The sequence below is a fragment of the Frankia torreyi genome (assembly GCF_000948395.1).
In the GTDB taxonomy this organism is placed as follows: domain Bacteria; phylum Actinomycetota; class Actinomycetes; order Frankiales; family Frankiaceae; genus Frankia; species Frankia torreyi.
This window is the reverse complement of record NZ_JYFN01000024.1, coordinates 87,672-106,898: the sequence shown is the minus strand read 5'-3', so window position 1 is coordinate 106,898 and position 19,227 is coordinate 87,672. Positions and strand designations below refer to the sequence as shown.

At 71.6% G+C, this 19,227-nt stretch carries 14 protein-coding genes and 2 pseudogenes; 6 read left to right on the top strand and 10 right to left on the bottom strand.

All coding sequences use genetic code 11. The features are described from left to right. A pseudogene (locus FF36_RS16230) lies at window positions 1-258 on the bottom strand (transposase domain-containing protein); the annotation flags it as partial. A 960-nt stretch (window positions 259-1,218) separates the two neighbouring features. On the opposite strand from FF36_RS16230, the gene FF36_RS16225 reads away from it, so the two are divergent. Further along, complete coding sequence (locus tag FF36_RS16225) at window positions 1,219-1,782, top strand: RNA polymerase sigma factor (RefSeq protein WP_044885914.1); 564 nt, start codon at window positions 1,219-1,221, stop codon at window positions 1,780-1,782. Continuing rightward, complete coding sequence (locus FF36_RS16220) at window positions 1,782-3,119, top strand: CBS domain-containing protein (protein WP_044885913.1); 1,338 nt, start codon at window positions 1,782-1,784, stop codon at window positions 3,117-3,119. Before FF36_RS16225 ends, FF36_RS16220 begins: the two co-directional genes overlap by 1 nt. Before the next feature lie 16 nt (window positions 3,120-3,135). Here the strand turns inward: FF36_RS16220 and FF36_RS16215 are convergent, their stop codons facing one another. After that, window positions 3,136-3,555, bottom strand: a complete 420-nt coding sequence (locus FF36_RS16215; RefSeq protein WP_236705980.1) for a winged helix-turn-helix transcriptional regulator — start codon at window positions 3,553-3,555, stop codon at window positions 3,136-3,138. A 122-nt stretch (window positions 3,556-3,677) separates the two neighbouring features. Between FF36_RS16215 and FF36_RS16210 the strand changes: the two genes are divergently transcribed. Beyond that, window positions 3,678-4,649 (top strand): quinone oxidoreductase family protein, encoded by a 972-nt coding sequence (locus FF36_RS16210; protein ID WP_044885911.1) that lies wholly within the window; start codon window positions 3,678-3,680, stop codon window positions 4,647-4,649. A gap of 265 nt (window positions 4,650-4,914) precedes the next feature. Continuing rightward, entirely contained in the window at window positions 4,915-7,053 is a 2,139-nt protein-coding gene (locus tag FF36_RS16205; protein ID WP_044885910.1) for a phosphatidylglycerol lysyltransferase domain-containing protein, read from the top strand. Between the two features lie 26 nt (window positions 7,054-7,079). Here the strand turns inward: FF36_RS16205 and FF36_RS16200 are convergent, their stop codons facing one another. Next, window positions 7,080-8,051: an LmeA family phospholipid-binding protein gene (locus FF36_RS16200; RefSeq protein ID WP_242422548.1), complete on the bottom strand. Its 972-nt coding sequence runs from the start codon at window positions 8,049-8,051 to the stop codon at window positions 7,080-7,082. Window positions 8,052-8,181: 130 nt separating this feature from the next. Continuing rightward, a pseudogene (locus tag FF36_RS16195) lies at window positions 8,182-9,189 on the bottom strand (RNA-guided endonuclease InsQ/TnpB family protein). A gap of 257 nt (window positions 9,190-9,446) precedes the next feature. Here FF36_RS16195 and FF36_RS16190 point away from each other — a divergent pair. After that, window positions 9,447-10,154: a histidine phosphatase family protein gene (locus FF36_RS16190; protein ID WP_044885909.1), complete on the top strand. Its 708-nt coding sequence runs from the start codon at window positions 9,447-9,449 to the stop codon at window positions 10,152-10,154. 48 nt (window positions 10,155-10,202) lie between these two features. On the opposite strand, the gene FF36_RS16185 is transcribed toward FF36_RS16190, so the two are convergent. The 4 genes from FF36_RS16185 to sfnG form a co-directional block, all read right to left on the bottom strand. Continuing rightward, a complete protein-coding gene (locus FF36_RS16185; RefSeq protein WP_044885908.1) occupies window positions 10,203-11,396 on the bottom strand; it encodes an LLM class flavin-dependent oxidoreductase in 1,194 nt (397 codons plus the stop codon). A gap of 54 nt (window positions 11,397-11,450) precedes the next feature. Further along, window positions 11,451-12,701 carry an SfnB family sulfur acquisition oxidoreductase gene (locus FF36_RS16180; RefSeq protein ID WP_082121962.1) on the bottom strand — a complete coding sequence of 417 codons (1,251 nt, stop codon included), beginning with the start codon at window positions 12,699-12,701 and terminating at the stop codon, window positions 11,451-11,453. Window positions 12,702-12,766: 65 nt separating this feature from the next. Further along, on the bottom strand, window positions 12,767-14,050 hold the full coding sequence (locus FF36_RS16175) for an acyl-CoA dehydrogenase family protein (protein ID WP_052681160.1): 1,284 nt from the start codon (window positions 14,048-14,050) through the stop codon (window positions 12,767-12,769). Window positions 14,051-14,215: 165 nt separating this feature from the next. Then, the gene (gene sfnG / locus FF36_RS16170) at window positions 14,216-15,349 is read right to left on the bottom strand and encodes a dimethylsulfone monooxygenase SfnG (protein ID WP_044885907.1); all 1,134 of its coding nucleotides are present in this window, start codon (window positions 15,347-15,349) and stop codon (window positions 14,216-14,218) included. A 567-nt stretch (window positions 15,350-15,916) separates the two neighbouring features. Between sfnG and FF36_RS16165 the strand changes: the two genes are divergently transcribed. Then, a complete protein-coding gene (locus tag FF36_RS16165) occupies window positions 15,917-16,834 on the top strand; it encodes a LysR family transcriptional regulator (RefSeq protein WP_044885906.1) in 918 nt (305 codons plus the stop codon). Between the two features lie 67 nt (window positions 16,835-16,901). On the opposite strand, the gene FF36_RS32880 is transcribed toward FF36_RS16165, so the two are convergent. Together FF36_RS32880 and FF36_RS16160 are read right to left on the bottom strand one after the other, a co-directional pair. Continuing rightward, window positions 16,902-18,008 (bottom strand): toll/interleukin-1 receptor domain-containing protein, encoded by a 1,107-nt coding sequence (locus FF36_RS32880; RefSeq protein WP_082121961.1) that lies wholly within the window; start codon window positions 18,006-18,008, stop codon window positions 16,902-16,904. Between the two features lie 515 nt (window positions 18,009-18,523). Next, a complete protein-coding gene (locus FF36_RS16160; protein WP_095212182.1) occupies window positions 18,524-19,219 on the bottom strand; it encodes a M24 family metallopeptidase in 696 nt (231 codons plus the stop codon). Window positions 19,220-19,227 lie beyond the last annotated feature (8 nt).

The window sequence follows — 19,227 nt, the reverse complement described above, 5'->3', positions numbered from 1 at the left end:
ACCCCGAGCCGGTCCCGCGCCTTCGTGATCGCCGTGGTCGCCGGCACCTTCACCGGCCCGGCACTGTCTGCCAGCCAGTCGTCGGCGACCTTCACCTGCCGCATCACCTCGTCGTAGCCATCCGAGGGGAACAACGCCAACGCGACCACGTACCGGACCATCAGCGCCGCGGGCAGGTCCCGCGTCCGCTTCTCGCGACGACCGGTCTCGGTGACCACCCGGTCGACCAGCGCGTCCGGGAACTGCGCCGCCAGCACCNCCAGCCCGACCCGGTCCACCAACCGGTCCTCGGGCTTCTCCTTCACCTGACCGCGTCTCGGCACCCCTCGAACCTACACGATCAGAACCTAAGTTCCTGGTATTGGGCGCTCGCCACACTCCACCATCACCTCCGCTCGATCCGACCCAGGCGGTGCCAAACCAGGATCTGGATGCCGGCGTGGGCAACTTGACAGAGGTGACATCGCATCCGGGTCCCAGCGCGGACTCTCCTGAAGCGTGAACGCGCTGGCGCCGTAGCGCGGGCCCAACCTTTCGGGGCCGGCGGGTCCTCTGTAGGAATGGAGCCGGTGGCGCCTTTGACCCCGCCGCAGGAACATGGCGCCCGTTCGGCTCCCGGGTTCTCGCGTCCGGACCGCCGCATGCCGGCATGGCGAGGCCCGGCATCCGTTCCCGCCTGGAGAGGTCTCGCCCATGGCAGCTGCCCACCCGGTCACCACCCCGCGTCCGCAGGAGCATCGAGTCCCGTCCACGGCCGCCGTTCCGGTCAGGCAGGTTCCGCCGCACCGGCCCGCTCGGCCCGCTCAGCCAGAACGGGCGGCTCGGCCAGAACGGCCAGAACGTCGCGGGCTCCGGCTGACGCGCCGGGTCGTCCGGTTCGTCGGCAGCGCCGTCGTCGCGGGAATCGCGGGCGCCTTCGCGGCCTATCCGGCCGGGTGCTTCTGGGAGTGGGTCGCGAATCTTCCTGGTTTGCCCATCTGACCAGTGCGTATGCCTGGCTCGGGCGCCGCGCCGGTGACCCGGGCCAGGCGTGGTTGGATGATCTGACTACGACGTCTCCGAATATTTCTTTCGACGCGGCCCAACCTTCTCCGCTCCGCGGTGCTCTGTGCAGGCAGTGGCACAACCGCGAAGCAGCGGGAACGGAGGCCCCAGCAGGATGACGACGACGCACGAACCCGGCGGCGACGCTTCGCCGCAGGCAGCCGGAGCGCCGCGGTGAGCGGCCTGCCCGAGCGATCTCGGGCCCTGTCCTTTCCGAGTGTGTGGCCGAGTGAGGTGGAGAAACTCTTCGACGACAACGCCGCCCGGCTTCGCGGGTATCTGCTCTCCGTCGGCTGCCCCGAACCCGACGTCGACGATGTCATCCAGGACAGCATCCTGATCGTGGCCCGCAGGTATGCGAGTCTCGACCGCCCGGAGATGGTCCGGACCTACTGGTACCGCATCGCCAGCCGCCTGGCGTGGAAGCTCCTGAAGGAGCGGCGCGACCGATCACTTCCCGGTGATCCGGCCGACTATCTTCAGGCACTCCCAGACCCGGTGGAAGGGGCGGTCGATCCGGACGGCCGGCAGGCCGCGCTCGCGCTCGTGCACCGCCTTCCACTGCGACAACGGCAGGTGCTCTGGCTGCGGGTCGTGGTGGGATTCAGCGAGGCCGAGACGGCGGAGGTGCTCCAGATCTCCGTCGGCACCGTGAAGTCGCAGTGCAGTGACGCCAAGAAGAACATGAAGAAGTTCGTGGAGAGCTCCGGGGAAACTCGGGAGGAGGGCACCATCTGATGGACGTCGAATCTCTGCTGAGGACCCTTGCCGACCCCGCAGAGCCGACCGGCGGGGATTCCGGGCGGACTTTCGCCGAGATCATGCAGGGTGCCGACGAGGACCCGCGGGAACGCCGCCGCATCCAGCGCCTCGCCGATCTCCTCGACGTCGAGGACGCCCTCTACGCCCAGGCACTCGAACATCTCGCGGCCGGCGACGACCATGCAGCCGAGCCACTGCTTCGCCTTGCCGCCGACGCCGGCGTCGGCGAGGCCGAGGACCACCTCGCCCGCCTCCTGGCGGACCGCGCTGCCGACGCTGTCACCGCCGAGGCCGGCTCCGACACCCCCCGACCCGGCGGTACAGGCGGTACAGGCGGTACAAGCGGGCAGTTCACCGCACCGGACCGGACCGAGCAGACCTCGGCCGCAGGCGGCCCGGACGATCTACTCCTCTCTGCCGGCCATCCGCGGCCAGAAAGGGAAGGCGCGCCGGAACTTCTGCCGGCATCCCGGTGGACGTCCTGGATCGAGGCGGCGCTGGCCGGACGGCTGGTCAACCCCGGCGGGGTGGAGCACTGTCCCGATGTCCGCGACGATCTCGGCCTGTGGTTCCGTTACTCTGCCGCGACGTTTCTTCCGGTCGATCTCCAAGGATTTTCTCTACTCCGGGTACGGGCATCCAGGGCACGCTCCTTCCGACCCCACGCGGACAGACCTTCCATGCACGTCGTTTGGGCGGAGGAGATGGCAGCCGTTGGGGCGGCATGTACGTTCGACTCCCGTTTTGTGCTGGTTCCGCCGGCCCGCGATCTCCAGCCGATCGATCAGCAGATCCGACGGATCGACCGCGTCAGTCGGCCCGCCGCGAGAACGGTCGCCGACGTCATGCGCAACGACGTCCCCGTTCCGGTGATCACCGCCGGAACGACCGTGCATGCGGCGCTGGAACGGATTTTCGCCGCCGAGGCCCACGTGGCCGCGGTGGAGGCGGGTTCCGAACTCGTCGGCGTCATCCGCCTGTCCGACCTCGCGCAGCGGCTCGCCGCCACGCAGGGCTCCCCGTCGATCGAGCGAATCACCGGCCTGATTCATCCGGCGGACTTCGTGCCTCCGGACGCCCCGCTCGACGCCGTCAGGCGCACCCTCGCCCGCGATCCTGGGGGAATCGTCGTCGTCCGCGGCCGGGATGGCCGCCGGCTCGGATACGTCACCGCCGAACTCCTGCTCACCAGCCCCGACCAGGACGACGGGCCCGCCAACCACACCCTCGACCAGCCGGGCACCGTCACGCCGATTCTTTTTCCGTCGCGTTCACTCCCGACGGGGATCGGTCGCCGCGCAACCGCCACGTGAGGCGGGCGTCAGCGCCTCATGGTCCGGTCGACACCGAGCCGCCCCCACCGACGACGCCCGTGCGTTCGGCGTAGCTGTTGCGGGCAGCAAGCAGGCTGGGCAGGTGTTCGTCGGCCCAGCGGCGGCCGGCCGCGATGAGGTCGAGAAGGCTACGGCCCAGCGACGTCAGCTCGTACTCGACCCGCGGGGGTACCTCCGCGTGGATGGTACGAGTGATCATGCCGTCGCGTTCGAGCGCCCGCAGGGTCTGGGTGAGCACCTTGGGGGTGGCGACGTGCATCGGCACGCGGAGCTCGGAGAATCGGCGGGGGCCCTGCTCCAGGCAGACGATGACCATGGCCGCCCATTTGTCGCCGATGCGGATCGGCATGGCGCCGCTGGGGCAGGCCGGGTGGAACATGTCCGGGCTCAGTGGTTCCATGCTCAGTGGTTCCATCGGTATCCTCGCGGTGTTCGACTATCTTTGCAGTAACCAGTGTTTCACGGGTTACCTTCGCGTCCGCGCCGCCCCGATCAGGCGGTGTCGGCGGCACACAGCCGGACGCGAGGAGATGAACAATGCAGGCCGTCCGCTTTCACGAGTATGGTCCACCCGAGGTCCTGCGGGTCGAGGAGATCGCCGATCCGCGGCCGGGTCCCGGCGAGATGCTCGTCCGGGTCACCGCCGCGGGGATCGGATTCGCTGACGTCCAGATCCGGGCCGGGCTGATGCGCGACGCACTGCCCGATCTGCCGCTGCCCTTCGCACCGGGGTTCGAGGTCGCGGGCACCGTTGTCGGCGTCGGCCATGGCGTCGACCCGGAGGCTGTCGGTCGCCACGTCGTCGGCGCGACGTCCCACGGTGGCTACGCGGAGCTCGCCGTGGTGCCCGCGGCCTCGGTGCTGCGGCGACCCGAGGCATTCGACGACCCGACGGCCCTCGCGCTGTTCGGGCAGGGCTCGACCGCGGTGGGTGTGGTGGCGGCGGCGGGCCTCGGCCCGGCGGACACGGTGCTGGTCGAGGCCGCGACGAGCGGTGTGGGCAGCCTGCTGGTGCAGTTGGCCGCCCGCGCGGGCGCACTGGTGATCGCCACCGCCCGGGGCGCACGGAAACTCGCGCTGGCCCGGGAGCTCGGCGCGGACGTCGCGATCGACCACGACACGCCGGACTGGCACCGGCGCGTCGGCGAGGCCGCGGACAGTGGCGTCTCGGTGGTGTTCGAATGCCTCGGCGGAGTGGCCTCGCGGGCGGCGTTCGACCTGTTGACGCCGGGGCACGGCCGGATGGTGATCTATGGGACGACCAGCGGGCAGCCACCGCGCCTCGACCCGCTCGCCGTGCACCACCGGGGGGTGTCGGTCATCGGCTTCGCCTCGCCTGCGCTGCCTGCGCACCGGCTCACCCAACTGCGGAAACAGGCGTTCACCCTGGGTGGCGGCGACGCGCTGCGGCCGATCATCGGCAGCGTTCTGCCGCTGTCGCAGGCGGCTGCCGCGCACCGGAACGCCGAGGATCGCACCACCGTCGGAAAGAGCATTCTCGTCCCCTGATAGCCCGCTCCTCGATATGCCCGACGGGAATCTGTCGGGCGGACGTTGGCGACGGTCGTCATGCGGCAGCGCGTTCGCCAGGCAACCCGGCTTTTCCGCGCATGTGCACAGCCGCGGCCCGCCGGCGGGACGACGATCCGTAGCCGCGCCCAAAAGTTGGCGAACCGCCGGACCGCCAGGTACGCCGGGGAGGTACCGTGCCGGCGGTCCCGGACCTCGCCCGGGCCGCCCATGACCCCGGTTCGTAGCTTGGAGCGCCTACCTCGTGACGCGTCGCAAGAATGGGACGGCGGCGACCGCCCCGACCGGCAGGCGCCTGCCCGGACCTGCCCTGATCGCGACGCTGACCGCCCTCGTCGGGCTCGTCGACGTCATCGGCGCGATCAGCCACCGGCCGACCCGGTGGACCTGGCTCGGCCGGCTGATCCCCGGGGTGGTGACGCAGGCCGCCACCGGCACCAGCGTGGGCGTAGGCCTGCTGCTCGTCGGTCTGGCCCACGGTCTGCGCCGGCGCAAGCGCCGGGCCTGGCGCGCGGCGGTGGCGCTGTCCGGCGCGGCCGTGCTGCTGGACCTCGCCCGCGGCCTCGCGGTGGTTCCCGCGGCCATCGACCTCGTCCCGTTCGCCGTCCTGGTCGCCGCCCGGCGCCACTTCCCGGCCGCCGGTGACCCACGGACCAGGTGGCGGGCCCTCGGCGCTCTCGCCGCGCTGGGAACCGCGGACCTGATCGTCGGGCTCTCCGTCATCCGGTTCCGCCACGGCGGCGGCGGCCTCGCGGCGCGGCTGGAGCACGTGCTGGCGGGCCTCGTCGGGGTGACCGGACCGGTTCGGTTCGGTCCGGGCGACGGCGACCTTGTCGCGGCGGTCCTGCTCGCCCTCGGCGCGCTCACCGTCGCCGTCCCCGGCTACCTCGCGTTACGCCCGGCCGCCCCGGTCGCCGCGCTGACCGTGGCCGACGAGACCGCGCTGCGGGCGCTGCTGGCCCGCCACGGCGGACGGGACTCGCTGGGCTACGTGGCGCTGCGCCGCGACCGCAGCGTGCTGTGGTCGCCGTCGGGGAAGGCAGCGATCAGCTACCGGGTCGTCGGCGGGGTCGCGCTGGCCGCCGGCGACCCGATCGGCGATCCGGAGGCGTGGCCCGGGGTGATCCGTCCGTTCCTCGACCTCGCCGCCGCCCACGCCTGGGTTCCGGCGGTGCTCGGCTGCGGGCCGGACGGCGGGCGCGCCTACCAGCGGGCGGGCCTGCGGGTGCTGGAGCTCGGCGACGAGGCGGTCGTGCGGACCGCGGCGTTCAGCCTGGACGGGCGGGCGATGCGTGGCGTGCGGCAGGCGGTGGCGCGGGTCGAGCGCGCCGGCTACACCGCCCGGATCGACCGGGCCACGGAGCTGAATCCGGCCGAGCGGGCGGCGCTGGCGGACCGGGCGGCGGCCTGGCGTTCCTGCGGCACCGAACGCGGCTTCTCCATGGCGCTGGGTCGCGTCGGCGCGCCCGAGGACGCCGACTGCGTGATCGTCCGGGCGTTCCAGGGCGGCCGGCTGCGCGGCCTGCTGACCTTCCTGCCCTGGGGGCCGGGCGGCCTGTCCCTGGACGCCGTGCGCCGCGACCGGACCGCCGCGAACGGGCTGACCGAGTTCATGGTCGTGGCCCTGCTGCGCGAGGCCGACCGGCTGGGCGTCACCCGGGTGTCGCTGACCTTCGCCCCCTTCCGCGCCGCCCTGGCCCACGGGGAACGGCTGGGCGCGACCCCCGCACTGCGGCTGTGGCGCGGGTTGCTGCTCGCGGCGTCCCGCAGGTTCCGGATCGAGTCGATCTACCGCTTCAACGCCAAGTTCGACCCTGACTGGCAGCCCCGCTACGGCTGCTACCCGACCACCCGCGACCTTCCCCGCGTCCTGTTCGCCGCCCTGCGCGCCGAGGCCCTGCTCCCCCGGCCCTCGTTCCCCGGACGCCGCCCGCACCTGCCCTCCCCGACAGCCGACGTCAGCAGCACCGACACCAGCAGCACCGACGTCAGCAGCACCACCGACGGGCGCGCCATCGACGGGCGCGAGGACCCCGGCGACGCGCGTGCCGCCGCGCCCGGCACCGCCCCGGGCGCGGGAGCGGAGACGGCCCAGCAGGCGCCGCAGGACTCGTCCGAACGGCCAGGATCCGAGCCCGCGGTGTCCGCGGGATCCGCGCGGGCGGAGTTGCCGGCGCGGTCCACCGGCCGCCGCCGGGAGGGAACTCACCCGACCGACGGTGGCCATTCCCGCGAGGGCCGACACAGCCAGGAGACCGATCAGGCCCACGATGGCGGCCATTCCCGTGACGGCGCCCGCCGCTCCCCACACCGGGCCACCCGACCGCGTTCCCCCCGACCGCGCCACGCCGAGGCCCCCGACCGTTCCCCCTTCAACACCTGACCGCGGTGGTCCGACTCGCCCAGGGGTCAGCTGCCGGTGGGGCGGCAGGGCTTCTGGTCGGCCGTCGAGACTTCGATGTTCGTCGCGGTCGCGGCGAGCGACAGACCCGTGGCGTCGGTCGAGGCGTTGGTGACGGTCAGCTTGAAGGGCAGGTCACCGACGGGAATCGGGATCTGCGGCACGTAGCTGCCGAGGTTGCCGAGCGGGAGCGTCAGGTTGAACAGTCCGCTCAGCGAGATCTCCGACGGCACCAGCGTGACCTTGTTGTCGTGGACGGCGAAGGTGGTCACGCCGCCGACCTGCTGGTCACCGAGCAGCGGGAGGTTCGCGGTCGCGGTGATCTCCAGGCGGCGCCCACCGTCGACCGGGGTGATGTGCACCCGGCCGGGCTGGGTGCGGAGGAAGGCGTTCAGGTCGGCGTACGTCATGTGGACCGCCGCCCTCATGTCGTCGATGCGGATGGTGCCGTCGCCGCCGGTGGCGAGCCTGAAGATCGGGACGTGGACGCCGCGGACGTGTGCGCTGATCCGCTCGATGCGGGGGCCGGTCGTGGGCAGGCCGGTCATGGTCATGCCGACGTCGGAGAATGATCCGGTCAGCACCTGGGTGAGGAACGGGAAGCCGCCGATGCTGACGTCGGAAACCGTCGGCGGGGGGGTGTCACACGGCAGGTCGGCCAGGGCGCCGCTGCGGATCTGGCTGGCCATCTCCCGTTTCGCGAACGCGACGGCGACTCGGTCGGCGACGAGGAACTGCGCGACGAGCGCCACCAGGACGATGAACACGATCCCGGCACGGCGACCGGGGCGCCAGCGCCGGGTGGTGCGGGTCCGACGGGTCGCGGTGACTCGCTCCGGCGAGTCCAACGAGTCCGACGGTTGCGCCGGCAGGTCCGGCGACTCGTCGTCGGCTGCCGTCGCGACGGCTGTGCCCGCGTCGGGATACGCGACGGTGTAACCACCGGTCCGTGACCATTTTTCGCTCCACGGCCTGTCCACCGCATCGTTTCCCTGGTCGGCGTCGACCTCGACCTCCCGTGACCTGGCGGTGTTCCTCAGGCTACCGTCACCGGTGCGCGCGGCGGCCGATTGACATCCTCCTCGGCGTGAACGCGGGGGATTCCAACATCTACCCGTCCGCCAGGAGAGGATGTGTGCAGTGTTGGGGTTCGCGGTTCGCAGGCCGCCTGTTGGCGTCGCCTCCCCGCGCAGTCACCCACGTGGTTGCCCACTGATGCCCCAGGACGCTGTTGCGTGCCGCGTTCACGTCCGCGTGCGCCTGCTGCCCGCAGCCCCGGCAGCGGCAGCGGCAGACGGCTTGACTCTCCCGCGCCGCCCGATCCCGGGTCCCGCAGGTGTTGCAGGTCTGCGACGTCCACGCAGGATTGATCTTCTCGACCCAGTCCTTACGCCGGTCGACCTCCCGGGCTTGCACCCGGGCGATCTGCCCGACCAACCGGGCCCGCCGCTTCGATCCCCGTCTGGCTCGGGCGAGGCGACGCTGCAACCGGACCAGTCGGGCCGCCTCACCGGGGCGCAGCCCGGGGCAGCGCAGCAACTCCCCGGTGCTCAACGCCGCCGACACCGCCACACCCCGGTCGACCCCGACGACCCCACCGGTCCCCGGGGCGCCAATCGGGTCGGGCACCGCGGCGAACGCGACATGCCAGCGACCCGCACGATCCCGCGTGATCCGGTAGGACCTGGCATCCGGAACGGTGCGGCTACGGCGAAACCTGACCCAGCCCACCTTGGGGATCCGCACCTGCGACCAGCGGCGGTTGACCTGCCGCACATCACCCGACCTGACCGCGACGATCCGGAACCCCTCACCCCGCCCGCGCCGACGCCACGTCGGCCGCCGATGCGAACCACCGAAAAAGTTCGCCCTCGCGGCGGCAAAATCCCGCAACGCCTGCTGCTACACGATCACACTCCCAGCAGCCAGCCAGTCACACGCGCCCCGCGCCGCGGTCAACTGCCGGTTCCACTCGGCGTAACCGGGAGCGGGGCCACACCGCGGGTTCCACCACGGCTGCTGCTCCACACACAGGTTCCACACGAACCGCGCATGCCCACAATGCACCAGAAGAGCCTCTTCCTGTGCCACGTCGGGATACAGCCGGAACCTCGACATCAACCGATCCCAACCCACCGGGACCGCGGAGAAGAAGGTCCTGAGATTCCCGGGCGACCCGCACCCCCACATCACCGAAACCATCAAAGAAGACGACTATTCCCCGAACAGGAAAATCATCCACCTGTCACAGGCCGCGTTCGCACAGCAGTTCACCTGATGGTGCATCGCCTATCCCTACCCCGCTCTGCGGGTGCGGGTGCGGGGAGCCGGATTCCTCCCCGGCCTGAAGGCCGGGGCATCCTCCGGAATTCTCGGTGACAGGTGGCGCAACCTTGCGGCTGGCGCTGGTGAGCGCGGCACCGACGTCGGCGCTGCGGGCCGCCCGATTCCCGGTCGACGAGGACCTCGACCCCGATGGCCGGCGCCGCGCCGCGCTCGCGGCCCAGGCCGTGGCGGGCGGCGTGCTGCCCGGCCGGGCGCGGGTGCTCACCGACGGTTCCGCCCGCGCCCGGCAGACCGCTCAGGCGCTAGCCCTTCCCGGCGCCGACCCGCCCGCGGACGTCGACGGGAGCGGGACCGTGCCCGCAGCGGGCATCGAAGCCGCGCTGCGGGACCTGGACGTGGGTGACTGGCGGGGCCGCGGGCTGGACGAGGTGCCCCTGGACAGCCTGCGGCGGTGGCATGAGGACCCGGCGATGACGCCGCCGGGCGGCGAGTCGCGGCTGGACCTGCTCGACCGGGTCGGTGGCTGGCTCGCGCGGTTGGGCGGCGAACCGGGGAATGTCACTGCGGGCAATGTCACTGCGGGAAATGTCATCACGGGCAATGTCATCACGGGCAATGTCATCGCGGTGACCCATCCGGCGGTGGTCCGCGCGGCGCTGCTCCTCGTGCTGCGCTGCCCGCCGGAGGTGTTCTGGCGCATCGACGTCGCCCCGCTGACCGCCACCCTGCTGCACCGTCGCGTCCCCGCCGAACCCGCCGCCGGCTGGACTCTCACCCAGGCCTGCCGTCCCCTCTGACCGTGCCCGGAGCGGCCCGCGCCGGCCGGGCGTGAGGACCGGTGGCGATCAGTGGGCGGCGGCGGGGAGGAAGGGGCGGTTACCGGTGTCGGCGGAGGCAATGGACGCGGGAGCCGGTGCCGCAGCGGGAGCGAACAGGCCGGCGCGGGCGAGCTGCGGCAGGACGCCCTCGCCGAACCAGTACAGCTCCTCCAGATGGGGATAGCCGGAGAAGACGAACTCGTCGATGCCCAGCGCGGCGTACTCGGCGATCCGTTCGGCCACCTCGGCGTGGCTGCCGACCAGCGCGGTGCCCGCGCCGCCGCGCACCAGCCCGACTCCGGCCCACAGGTTCGGGGCGATCTCCAGGGCACGCGGGTCGCGCCAGCTTCCGTCGGCGCGGTGGCGGGCGTGTAGGGCCAGCATCCGCGACTGGCCGATGGATTCGCTGCGGGCCAGGCTGGCCTGCGCGGCGGTGACGACGTCCTCGCCGAGGGCGTCGAGCAGGCGGCGGGCCTCCCGCCAGGCGTCCTCGGCACTGTCGCGGGTGATGACGTGCAGCCGGATGCCGAAGCGGAGGGTGCGGCCGCGCTCCGCGGCGAGCCGTCGGATCCAGGCGATCTTCTCGGTGACGGCGGCCAGCGGCTCGCCCCAGGTCAGGTACACGTCCGCGTGGGTCGCGGCGACGGGGCCGGCTGCGGACGAGGAACCGCCGAAGTACAGCGGCGGGACGGGGTCGGGCAGGGTGGGCAGTCGGGCGGCCTCGACGTCGAGGTGGGTGCCGCGGTGGGTGACGGTCTCCCCCGCCCACAGCCGGCGCACGACGGCGAGGAACTCGTCGCAGCGGGCGTAGCGGGCCTCCTTGTCGAGAGGGTCGCCGTAGGCGCGCTGCTCGTGGGCCTCCCCGCCGGTCACGACGTTGAGCAGCAACCGGCCGGGGGCGTGCGCGCTGAACGTGGCGGCCATCTGGGCGGCGAGCGTCGGACTCAGCAGGCCCGGCCGGAACGCGATGAGGAACGCCAGCCGCTCGGACTCGCGGGCCAGCATCGCCGTCGTCAGCCAGGCGTCCTGACACCACGCCCCGGTCGGGGTGAGCGCGCCGGCGAACCCGAACTCCTCGGCGGCGCGCGCGATCGACGACAGGTAGCCGATGGTGGACCGCCGGTCGCCGGCCGCGACCCCCGCGGGCAGTCCGTGACCCCCGCCGACGATGAAGCGCGAGTCGCCGTAGGTGGGCAGGAACCAGTGCAGCCGCAGCGTCATGTGCGGACACCTCCAGGGATCGCGAGTCCGGCGGGGGCACGCCGGGCGGGGCGTTCAGAGCTGGCCGTGGCGGGGCGGCGGGGTGCCGGACAGCAGCCAGCGGCCGATGTGCTGGACCTTCCAGCGGCTCGGGTCGTGCAGGGTGTGGGTACGACCGTCGCGCCAGTGGCGGGCGAGGTTCAGCGCGCCGGCGGCCGCACGGGTGCCGCCGAGCTCGAACAGCTCCGACGCGGCGCGCACCGCGGCCCGGGCGCCGGCGACCTTGGCCACGGCGGTGGCGACGGACGCCCGCGCGGTGGCCTCGTCGGTCGGGTCGAGCTCGGCGGCGTCGATGGCCGCCGCCGCCTCGCGCAGCAGCGCCTCCGCCGCTCGCACCTCGATCTCCAGCTCACCGGCCTGCTGGACGAGCAGCGGATCGTCGGCGGCCCGCGCCGCGCCGCTTTCGAACCACGGCCGGGCCGTGGCGACCTGCGCGACGGCGGCGTCGAGCGCGCCGCGGGCGATGCCGGTGTCCAGCGCGGCGTGCAGGACCTGCGCGCGGGCACCGTACGTCGTCGGCCCGTCGAACAGCGACGAGAACGGGACGACCTGGCGGGCCTCGACCGCCACCTCGTCGAGACGGACGGTGCCGCTGGCCGTGGTGCGCTGGCCCAGGCCGTCCCAGTCGTCGACGACCTGCACGCCAGCGGCGTCCCGGGGAAGGTAGGCCAGCACCTTGACCGGCGAGCCGTCGGGGCGCGCCGGGGTGTCGGCGAGGACCGCGCGCACAACCAGCCAGTGGGCGAACAGTGCGCCGGTGCAGTAGAACTTCTCCCCGGTGAGCAGGTAGCCGCCGGCGGGGCCGCGGCGCAGCGTGGTGGCGTCGTCGGCGATGGTCCGCCCGCCGCGCTCGGTCTGCGCGTTGGCGAAGCGCCGTCCGGCAAGCGCCTGGGCGAAGTAGAAGGCCTGCTGGTGGGTGTCACCCTGGCGGCGCAGGGCGTCGAGGAAGACGAAGTGGCTGTGCGGGATCTGGGCGAGGCTCGCGTCGGCGGTGGCGAGCAGCCGGAACACCTCGGCCAGCGTCGCCACCGCCACGTCCGCGCCGCCGAAACGGGCCGGCACGGTGATGCCGAGCAGCCCCGAGCTGGACAGCTCCTCGACCTCGACGGCGGGCAGCCGCCGCTCGGCGTCCCGCGTGGCGGCGCCCGCCGCGAACCGTGCCGCGAGCGAGCCCGCGACCTCGACCGCCTCGGCGTCCGAACGCAGCACCGCGGCTGGACGGTCGACGGCCGGCGCGGTCGCGGCGGCGGACGGACGATCGGACACGTCGGCACTCCTGAGGTCGAGGGGCAGCCCTGAGGTCGAGGGGCAGCCCTGGACGGTCGGACCGGTCAGCGGTAGAGCGAGAACTCCGGGGCGCGGCGGTTGAGCGTCCAGTCGCCGACCTCGCGCGCCTTGTAGGCCACCGGGTCGTGGACGGTGTGGGTGCGCAGGTTGCGCCAGTGCCGGTCGAAGCCGTAGGCGCTGGTCGTCGCCCGCGAGCCCTGGATCTCGAACAGCCGGCTCGCCGCCGCCAGCGACACCTTCGTCGTCAGGTACTTCGCCTCGTAGACGGCGATCGCCGCCTCGGCCCGTTCGTCCGCGGTCAGCTCCGGGCCGACGTTCAGGGCGTCCTGCAACGCCGCACCCGCCCGGTCGGCCAGCAGGGCGGCGGCACGGATCTCACTGCGCAGCTCCCCGACGGTCTGCAGGATGTAGGCGTCGTCGGTGGCCCGCTCGACGCCGGCGGTCTCCCACGGCGCGGCGTGCAGGCGGGTCCAGTCGAGTGCCTCCTCCAGCGCGCCCTCGGCGGTGCCGATGTAGAAGTTGACGAACGCGAGCTGCCAGTGCGGCGTGACCAGCGTCTGGTAGGGCGACAGGGTGCGGCCGGTGAGCGGGTCGTCGCCGAGCAGCTCGGCGCGTTCGATGCGGGCGTTGTCGAACACGACGCCGCCGGAGTCGGTGAGCCGCTGGCCGATGTTGTCCCAGTCCTGCAGGGCCTGGAAGCCCTCACGCCCGGCGGGCAGCGAGACGAACACGAGCTCGCCGTCGAGCGCGGCGGTGACGGACAACTGGTCGCCGAGGCTCGCCCCCGAGGCGAACGAACGCCGGCCGGTCAGCCGGAAGGCGTCGCCGTCGCGGGTCAGCACCAGGTCGGAGCCGCCGCGCGGGTTCTGCACGCCGCCCCAGAACAGCTTCTCGGCGCCGTTGCGCCGCGACTGGGCGTCGGCCTGCTCCGGCGTGCCGAACAGCGGAGCGATGCGGGTCTGGGCGTAGTGGTAGCCGAGCAGGTGGGCGATGGACGTGTCGCCGCGGGCGATGCGGCGAGTGAGCTGGGAGGCCTGGGCGTAGTCAAGGCCGTCGCCGCCGTAGGCGACGGGCTCCTGGACGGCGAGCAGGTCGTGGCGGCGCAGCAGTTCGACCTCGGCGCGCGGGGTGCGGTTGGCGCGGTCACGCTCCGCGGCGGTCGCGCGCAGTTCGGCGGCGACGAGATCGGCACGGGCCAGCGCCGCGGTGAAACGCGCCGCGTTGTCGTCGGCGGTCGTGGCGGCGGTCGTCGTGGTGGCGGTCGCGGTGGCGGCGGTCGCGGTCGTGGCTGCGGTTGGGGACGGTCGCCGGTCGGCGTCAAGAGACATGCAGGGCTCCTCGATGAGGGAGATGGACACGTACGTGGTGGTGCGCGTGCACCCCGGAGGCGGAGGCTGGTCACGGACACTGGGCGCTGCCCGTGCGGCGGTAGTCGACGTGGCGCCGCCGGACCAACCGCCGGTGGGCCGCGTGCGGGCGGTCGGCGGGCATCGTCAGGAGGCTCCCCGGACCAGCTCGCCGCGTTCGGCGGCGTCGGCCTCCAGCTCCCGCACGAGCGGCAGGATGCGGCGGCCGAAGTACTCGACGTCCTCCAGGTAGTGCAGGAAACCGAGCAGCAGCAGGTCGACGCCGCGGCGGCGGTAGGCGACGATGCGCTCGGCGATCTGCTCGGGCGTGCCGACGAGGCCGGTGCGGAAGCCGTCGTTGTACTGGACCAGGTCGGCGAACTCCGAGTCCTGCCACATGCCCTTGCCGTCCGAGGTGGACCGGCCTGCCTGCTTCACCGCGGAGCCGAAGCCCTCGACGGCCTCCCGGTCCGCCTTGGCGATGATCTCGCGGAGCACCTCGCGGGCCTCGGTCTCGGTGTCGCGGGCGATGAGGAATCCGTTGAGGCCGAACCGGACGCGCCGGCCGTGGCGGGCCGCCTCGGCGCCGACCTCGGCGATCTGCTCGCTGACGCCGTCGAGGTCGCGGCCGTTGCTGAAGTACCAGTCCGACACCCGGCCCGCCATCGCCCGCGCGGCGGTGGAGTTGCCGCCCTGGAAGATCTCCGGATGCGGCCGGTCGAGGGCCGCCACCGGCTTGGGCTTGAGGTCGAAGTCGTGCAGGCGGTAGAAGTCACCACGGAACTCGGCGTGGTCGTCGGTCCAGATCTCGCGCAGGTAGCGGATGAACTCCTCGCTGCGCCGGTACCGCTCGTCATGCTCCAGCCAGGGCTCGCCGAGCTTGGTGAACTCGTCCTTGAACCAGCCGCTGACGACGTTGACGGCGGCCCGGCCGCCGGAGAGCTGGTCGGCGGTGGCGATGAACTTGGCCAGCACACCCGGATGCCACAGCCCCGGGTGAATCGCGGCGATCACCTTCAGCCGCTCGGTCGCCAGCAGCAACGCCAGGCTGAAGCCGGTCGACTCGTGCTGGTAGGCGGCGCCGTAGGACGCGATGTAGCGGACCTGGCTGAGCGCGTAGTCGAACCCGTTGTTCTCGGCGAGCACGGCGAGGCGCCGGTTGTAGTCGTAACTCCAGTCGGTGCGCTGCTCGATCCTGCTGACCACCAGGCCGCCGCTGACGTTCGGCACCCAGTAGGCGAACTTGATCGGCTCGTGACCGACGTCGACGTCATCTGACATCGGGTAGTACCTCCATGGCGACAGAACGAACAGACGGCAGGACGAATACGAATGACGGCGAGTCCCAGTGCTGCTGAAACGCAGAGTCCCAGGACGGCGTTACCCCAACACGGTGATCTCGCCACGGCGCAACACTGGCGGCACCGCGAAATACCAGCGGTACGGCGCAATACCAGCGGTACGGCGCAATGCCGGTGGTACGGGAATGCGGAGCACGGGAATGCTGGCACTACGCAGAATGCAGCGGCCCCGGAGAAGGGCGAGCCGGCGAGGCCGGCGCGGTGTTACTGACCCGACCGCGGCCGGTGCCGGTGCCGTCGGTCAGGCGGCGGGGCGGGCCCCACATCGTCCGGACCGGCAACAGGGCTCGGCCCGGCGACAGGCACGCCGGGCCAGGGTGGCACGACCAGCGCCCGCATCGACGGACGGCCGGTGCTGCCCGGCGATCCCTATAATGCCCATCGACATGGTGACCAGTCTGACCGCGCCGTCCGGACCGGTCAATCAGGGCTCGGCGAGGGTGCGATAGGGCGGCCCTTGCACCGTCCGGGCAGGAAGGCTGCTGCGGTGCGGATCGAACAGCTCGAGTGCCTCGCCGCGGTCGTCCGCCTCGGGTCGATGCGGGCCGCGAGCGAGGCGTTGCACCTGTCCCAGCCGGCGCTGAGTGAAACCATCCGCAACCTGGAACGCGAGCTCGGCCTGACCCTGCTCGACCGCCGCCGCACCGGCGCGACGATCAGCGCGACCGGCGGCGAGCTGCTGCCCTACATCACCGACGTGTTGGAGTCGGTTGACCGGCTGCGCGCCGCCGCCGACGACCAGCATCGCTCCAGCCGCATGATCCGGATCGGGACAGTGAACGCCGCCACGGTGCCGTTGCTCGCCCCCGCCCTGATCGAGTTCCGCGCCGCCCAGCCGAACACCCAGGTCGAGGTCGTCAACACCCAGCAGGCCGACATCCACCGGCTGCTGCTCGACGGCGGGCTCGATCTCGGCCTGGTCAACCTGATGGACGGCGACGACGTCGCCCCCGACCTGGAGACCGCCGAGCTGTTCCGCGGCCGCGCCGTGCTGTGCTGCCGAACCGACAGCCCGCTGGCGCGCCACACCAGCATCCGACCGGCGCAGTTGCTGTCCGAGCCGTTCATCGCGATGCGCTCGGGCTACCTGATGCACCGCTATGTGCACCGGCTGTTCCGCGACGCCAACCCGGCGCTGTCCTATTCGACCGACGGCGCGGAGATGGGCAAGCTCATGGTCGCCCAGGGCCTGGGCGTGACCGTCCTGCCCGACTACAGCATCGCGGGCGACCCGTTGGAACGCGCCGGCCTGATCACCTATCGCCCGCTCGAGACCGACGACGCCACGGTCATCCTCGTCGTCCAACGCCGCCGGACCCGCCACCTGCCCGCCGCGGTGCGCCGTCTGCAGACCATCCTGCTCACCCAGGCCGCCCAGTACCGAGCCGACCGCCAGGCCGGCTGACCATAAAGCGGCCTTCCTCCGAGCCCCCAGCCGTCCGACGCCTGATCGGGCAGGACCCCTGCCTGTATCAGCTATGGTCAGGCTGGCCGTCTTGATCCTTCTCACCCTTGATCGCCCACAGCCGCACCGTACTATCGTCACTGGCGGTGGCAAGAGTCCGTCCGTCTGGCGAAAACGCCACCGACAACACTCCGTCGGTGTGACCGGTGAGAAGAGCACCGAGCCTGCGCGGGCGACTCAGGTCGGCAACATCCCAAAGCGCAACACACCTATCGTCGCTGGCGGAAGCCAGAGTCCGCCCATCCGGCGCAAACGCCACCGACCACACACCACCGGAGTGGCCAAAGAGGGGCTTTCCCAAAGAACGTGGCCGAGTCGGATCAGCCACATCCCACAGCCGCACCGTCTCATCGTCGCCGGCAGAGGCCAGAGTCCGACCGTCCGGCGCAAACGCCACCGACGACACCCAATCAGTATGGCCAAAGAGAGGATCACCAAGGGCACGCGCTTGACTCGGGTCAGCCACATCCCACAGTCTCACCATCTCATCTCTACTGGCGGTGGCTAATGTTCTCCCGTCCGGCGCAAACGCCACCGACCACACTCCTCCGACATGGCCGGCAAGAGGTCTAAAGATCAGCCTTGGCATAGACTCTTGCGCAACCGAAAGTGGGTCAGGAAAAGATGGTGGCGCGTTCGACACATCACGCCGCGGGAAGGCAGGCTCGGTATCCGGTTTCACCCGACCTTTCAACGAAGCGTTTACAGCCGCAAGAAAACGTAGCCGGGCCACGTCGGCAGGAAGATCGAACAAGTCGATCGACACAACCGTCGCCAGCGTACCCGGACGATCACAGTCGTCGATCCTGACGGGCAGCAACTTCCGGATAAGTCCTTCCGGATCGGCGGCGCGCGCAGCCCTCCACTCCTCGCCTCCATAGACCGACGCAAGATAAGACTCCGAGAGGACCGCGATCGTCCGCGTCGCGCGAGTGACACCCTGTTCCATCTTGACTCGCCAGTCGGATCCAGGTACGAAGTCCCACGCCTGAATCAGCACTCGGTAGTCTGCGGCCTCCAACTGCCAGGCCATCCACTCTGCCCACCGCCGATCAGCAGCGGTGTAGGAGATAAAGAAGTCCCACCCAACCGTGCCGTCATCAACCCCCGACATAACGCAACATCTTCTACCGGATTTGCCGACAGTGGTGCATCACGTCGGATATCGGCGTGGCGTGCGGCGCGTGCGGCACGGTGGCCACCGAGACCGGCACGCGGGGCTAGTAGAAGGCAGGCTCTCGATGCATGAGTACCTTCGGCATGCGCCGCGCCGATCCGAAGGAGATGTCCGCCGTGCCGACAGATAGGGGGAGCCGGATCCGATCCATCGGCACCACCGGCCGCTTGCGGGGGATCCCCGACCGCGGGCCGAACAGCACCGCTCTCCCCCGCGGCCCCAACGACAAACAGGTAAGATCGGCGCGGAGCGCGGAGCGTCGGCCCCGACAGCAAGATCAGAGTTGGAGCGAGGTACTGTCTCGCGAAATACTAAGATTGCAAGAGTGGGAGCAAGAGCCCGACAAGTTGGTGCGGTTCCACGGACACCATGATCGCCGAGGTTCGGATCAGGCGGGACGCTCGGTGTGCGGCTCGTAATCGACTTGCAGCCACTCGGGCTACGGAGCGGCGTCAGCGGTGGCCGACGTCGAGGAGTTCCTCGTGGAAGCCGCCGAAACCGGCGGCACGGTCGACGAGGTGGATCTCCAGGATCCAGCGGCAGGGCCGGCCGTCGACGTCGACCCGCCGCATCGGCTGGTCGCTACCGGGGGTGACGTAGTAGTCGATCTTGTTGCCGGGGATGCGGGCGTGCGGGAACTCGCCGATGAGGTGGCCGGCGAGCGGGCCGCCGTAGGCCCAGCCGGCGTCGGCGGCGAGCTGGCTGACGGCGGCGTACAGCTCGGCGCCGGTGATGTCCGGGCGGGCCTCGAAGTACCGGCGGCCGGCATCGAAGATCCGCGGTAGGTCGGCGAGCAGCCGGTGCTTGACCGGGTCGTCGCCGAGGACGAAGGTGCGGCCGAAGTCGGCCTCCCAGCCGTCGAAGACCGGCCCGAAGTCGCAGAAGACGATGTCGTCGGCGCCGATCGGCCGGTCGGGCGGGTTGTCGGCGTAGGGGTACAGGGTGTTCGGGCCGGCCCGGACGATCCGTTTGTGCCAGTGCCGCTCGACGCCGAACATCTCGTGGGCGAGGTCGCGGATCTGGTCACTGACCTCACGTTCCCCGCGGCCGGGGGTGATCAGGCCCCGCACGGCAACCTCGTCGAACAGCTCCGCCGCGCGGGCCTGCGCGGCGAGCAGGTGGGCCACCCGGTCAGCTTCGAGATCCACGATGGCCC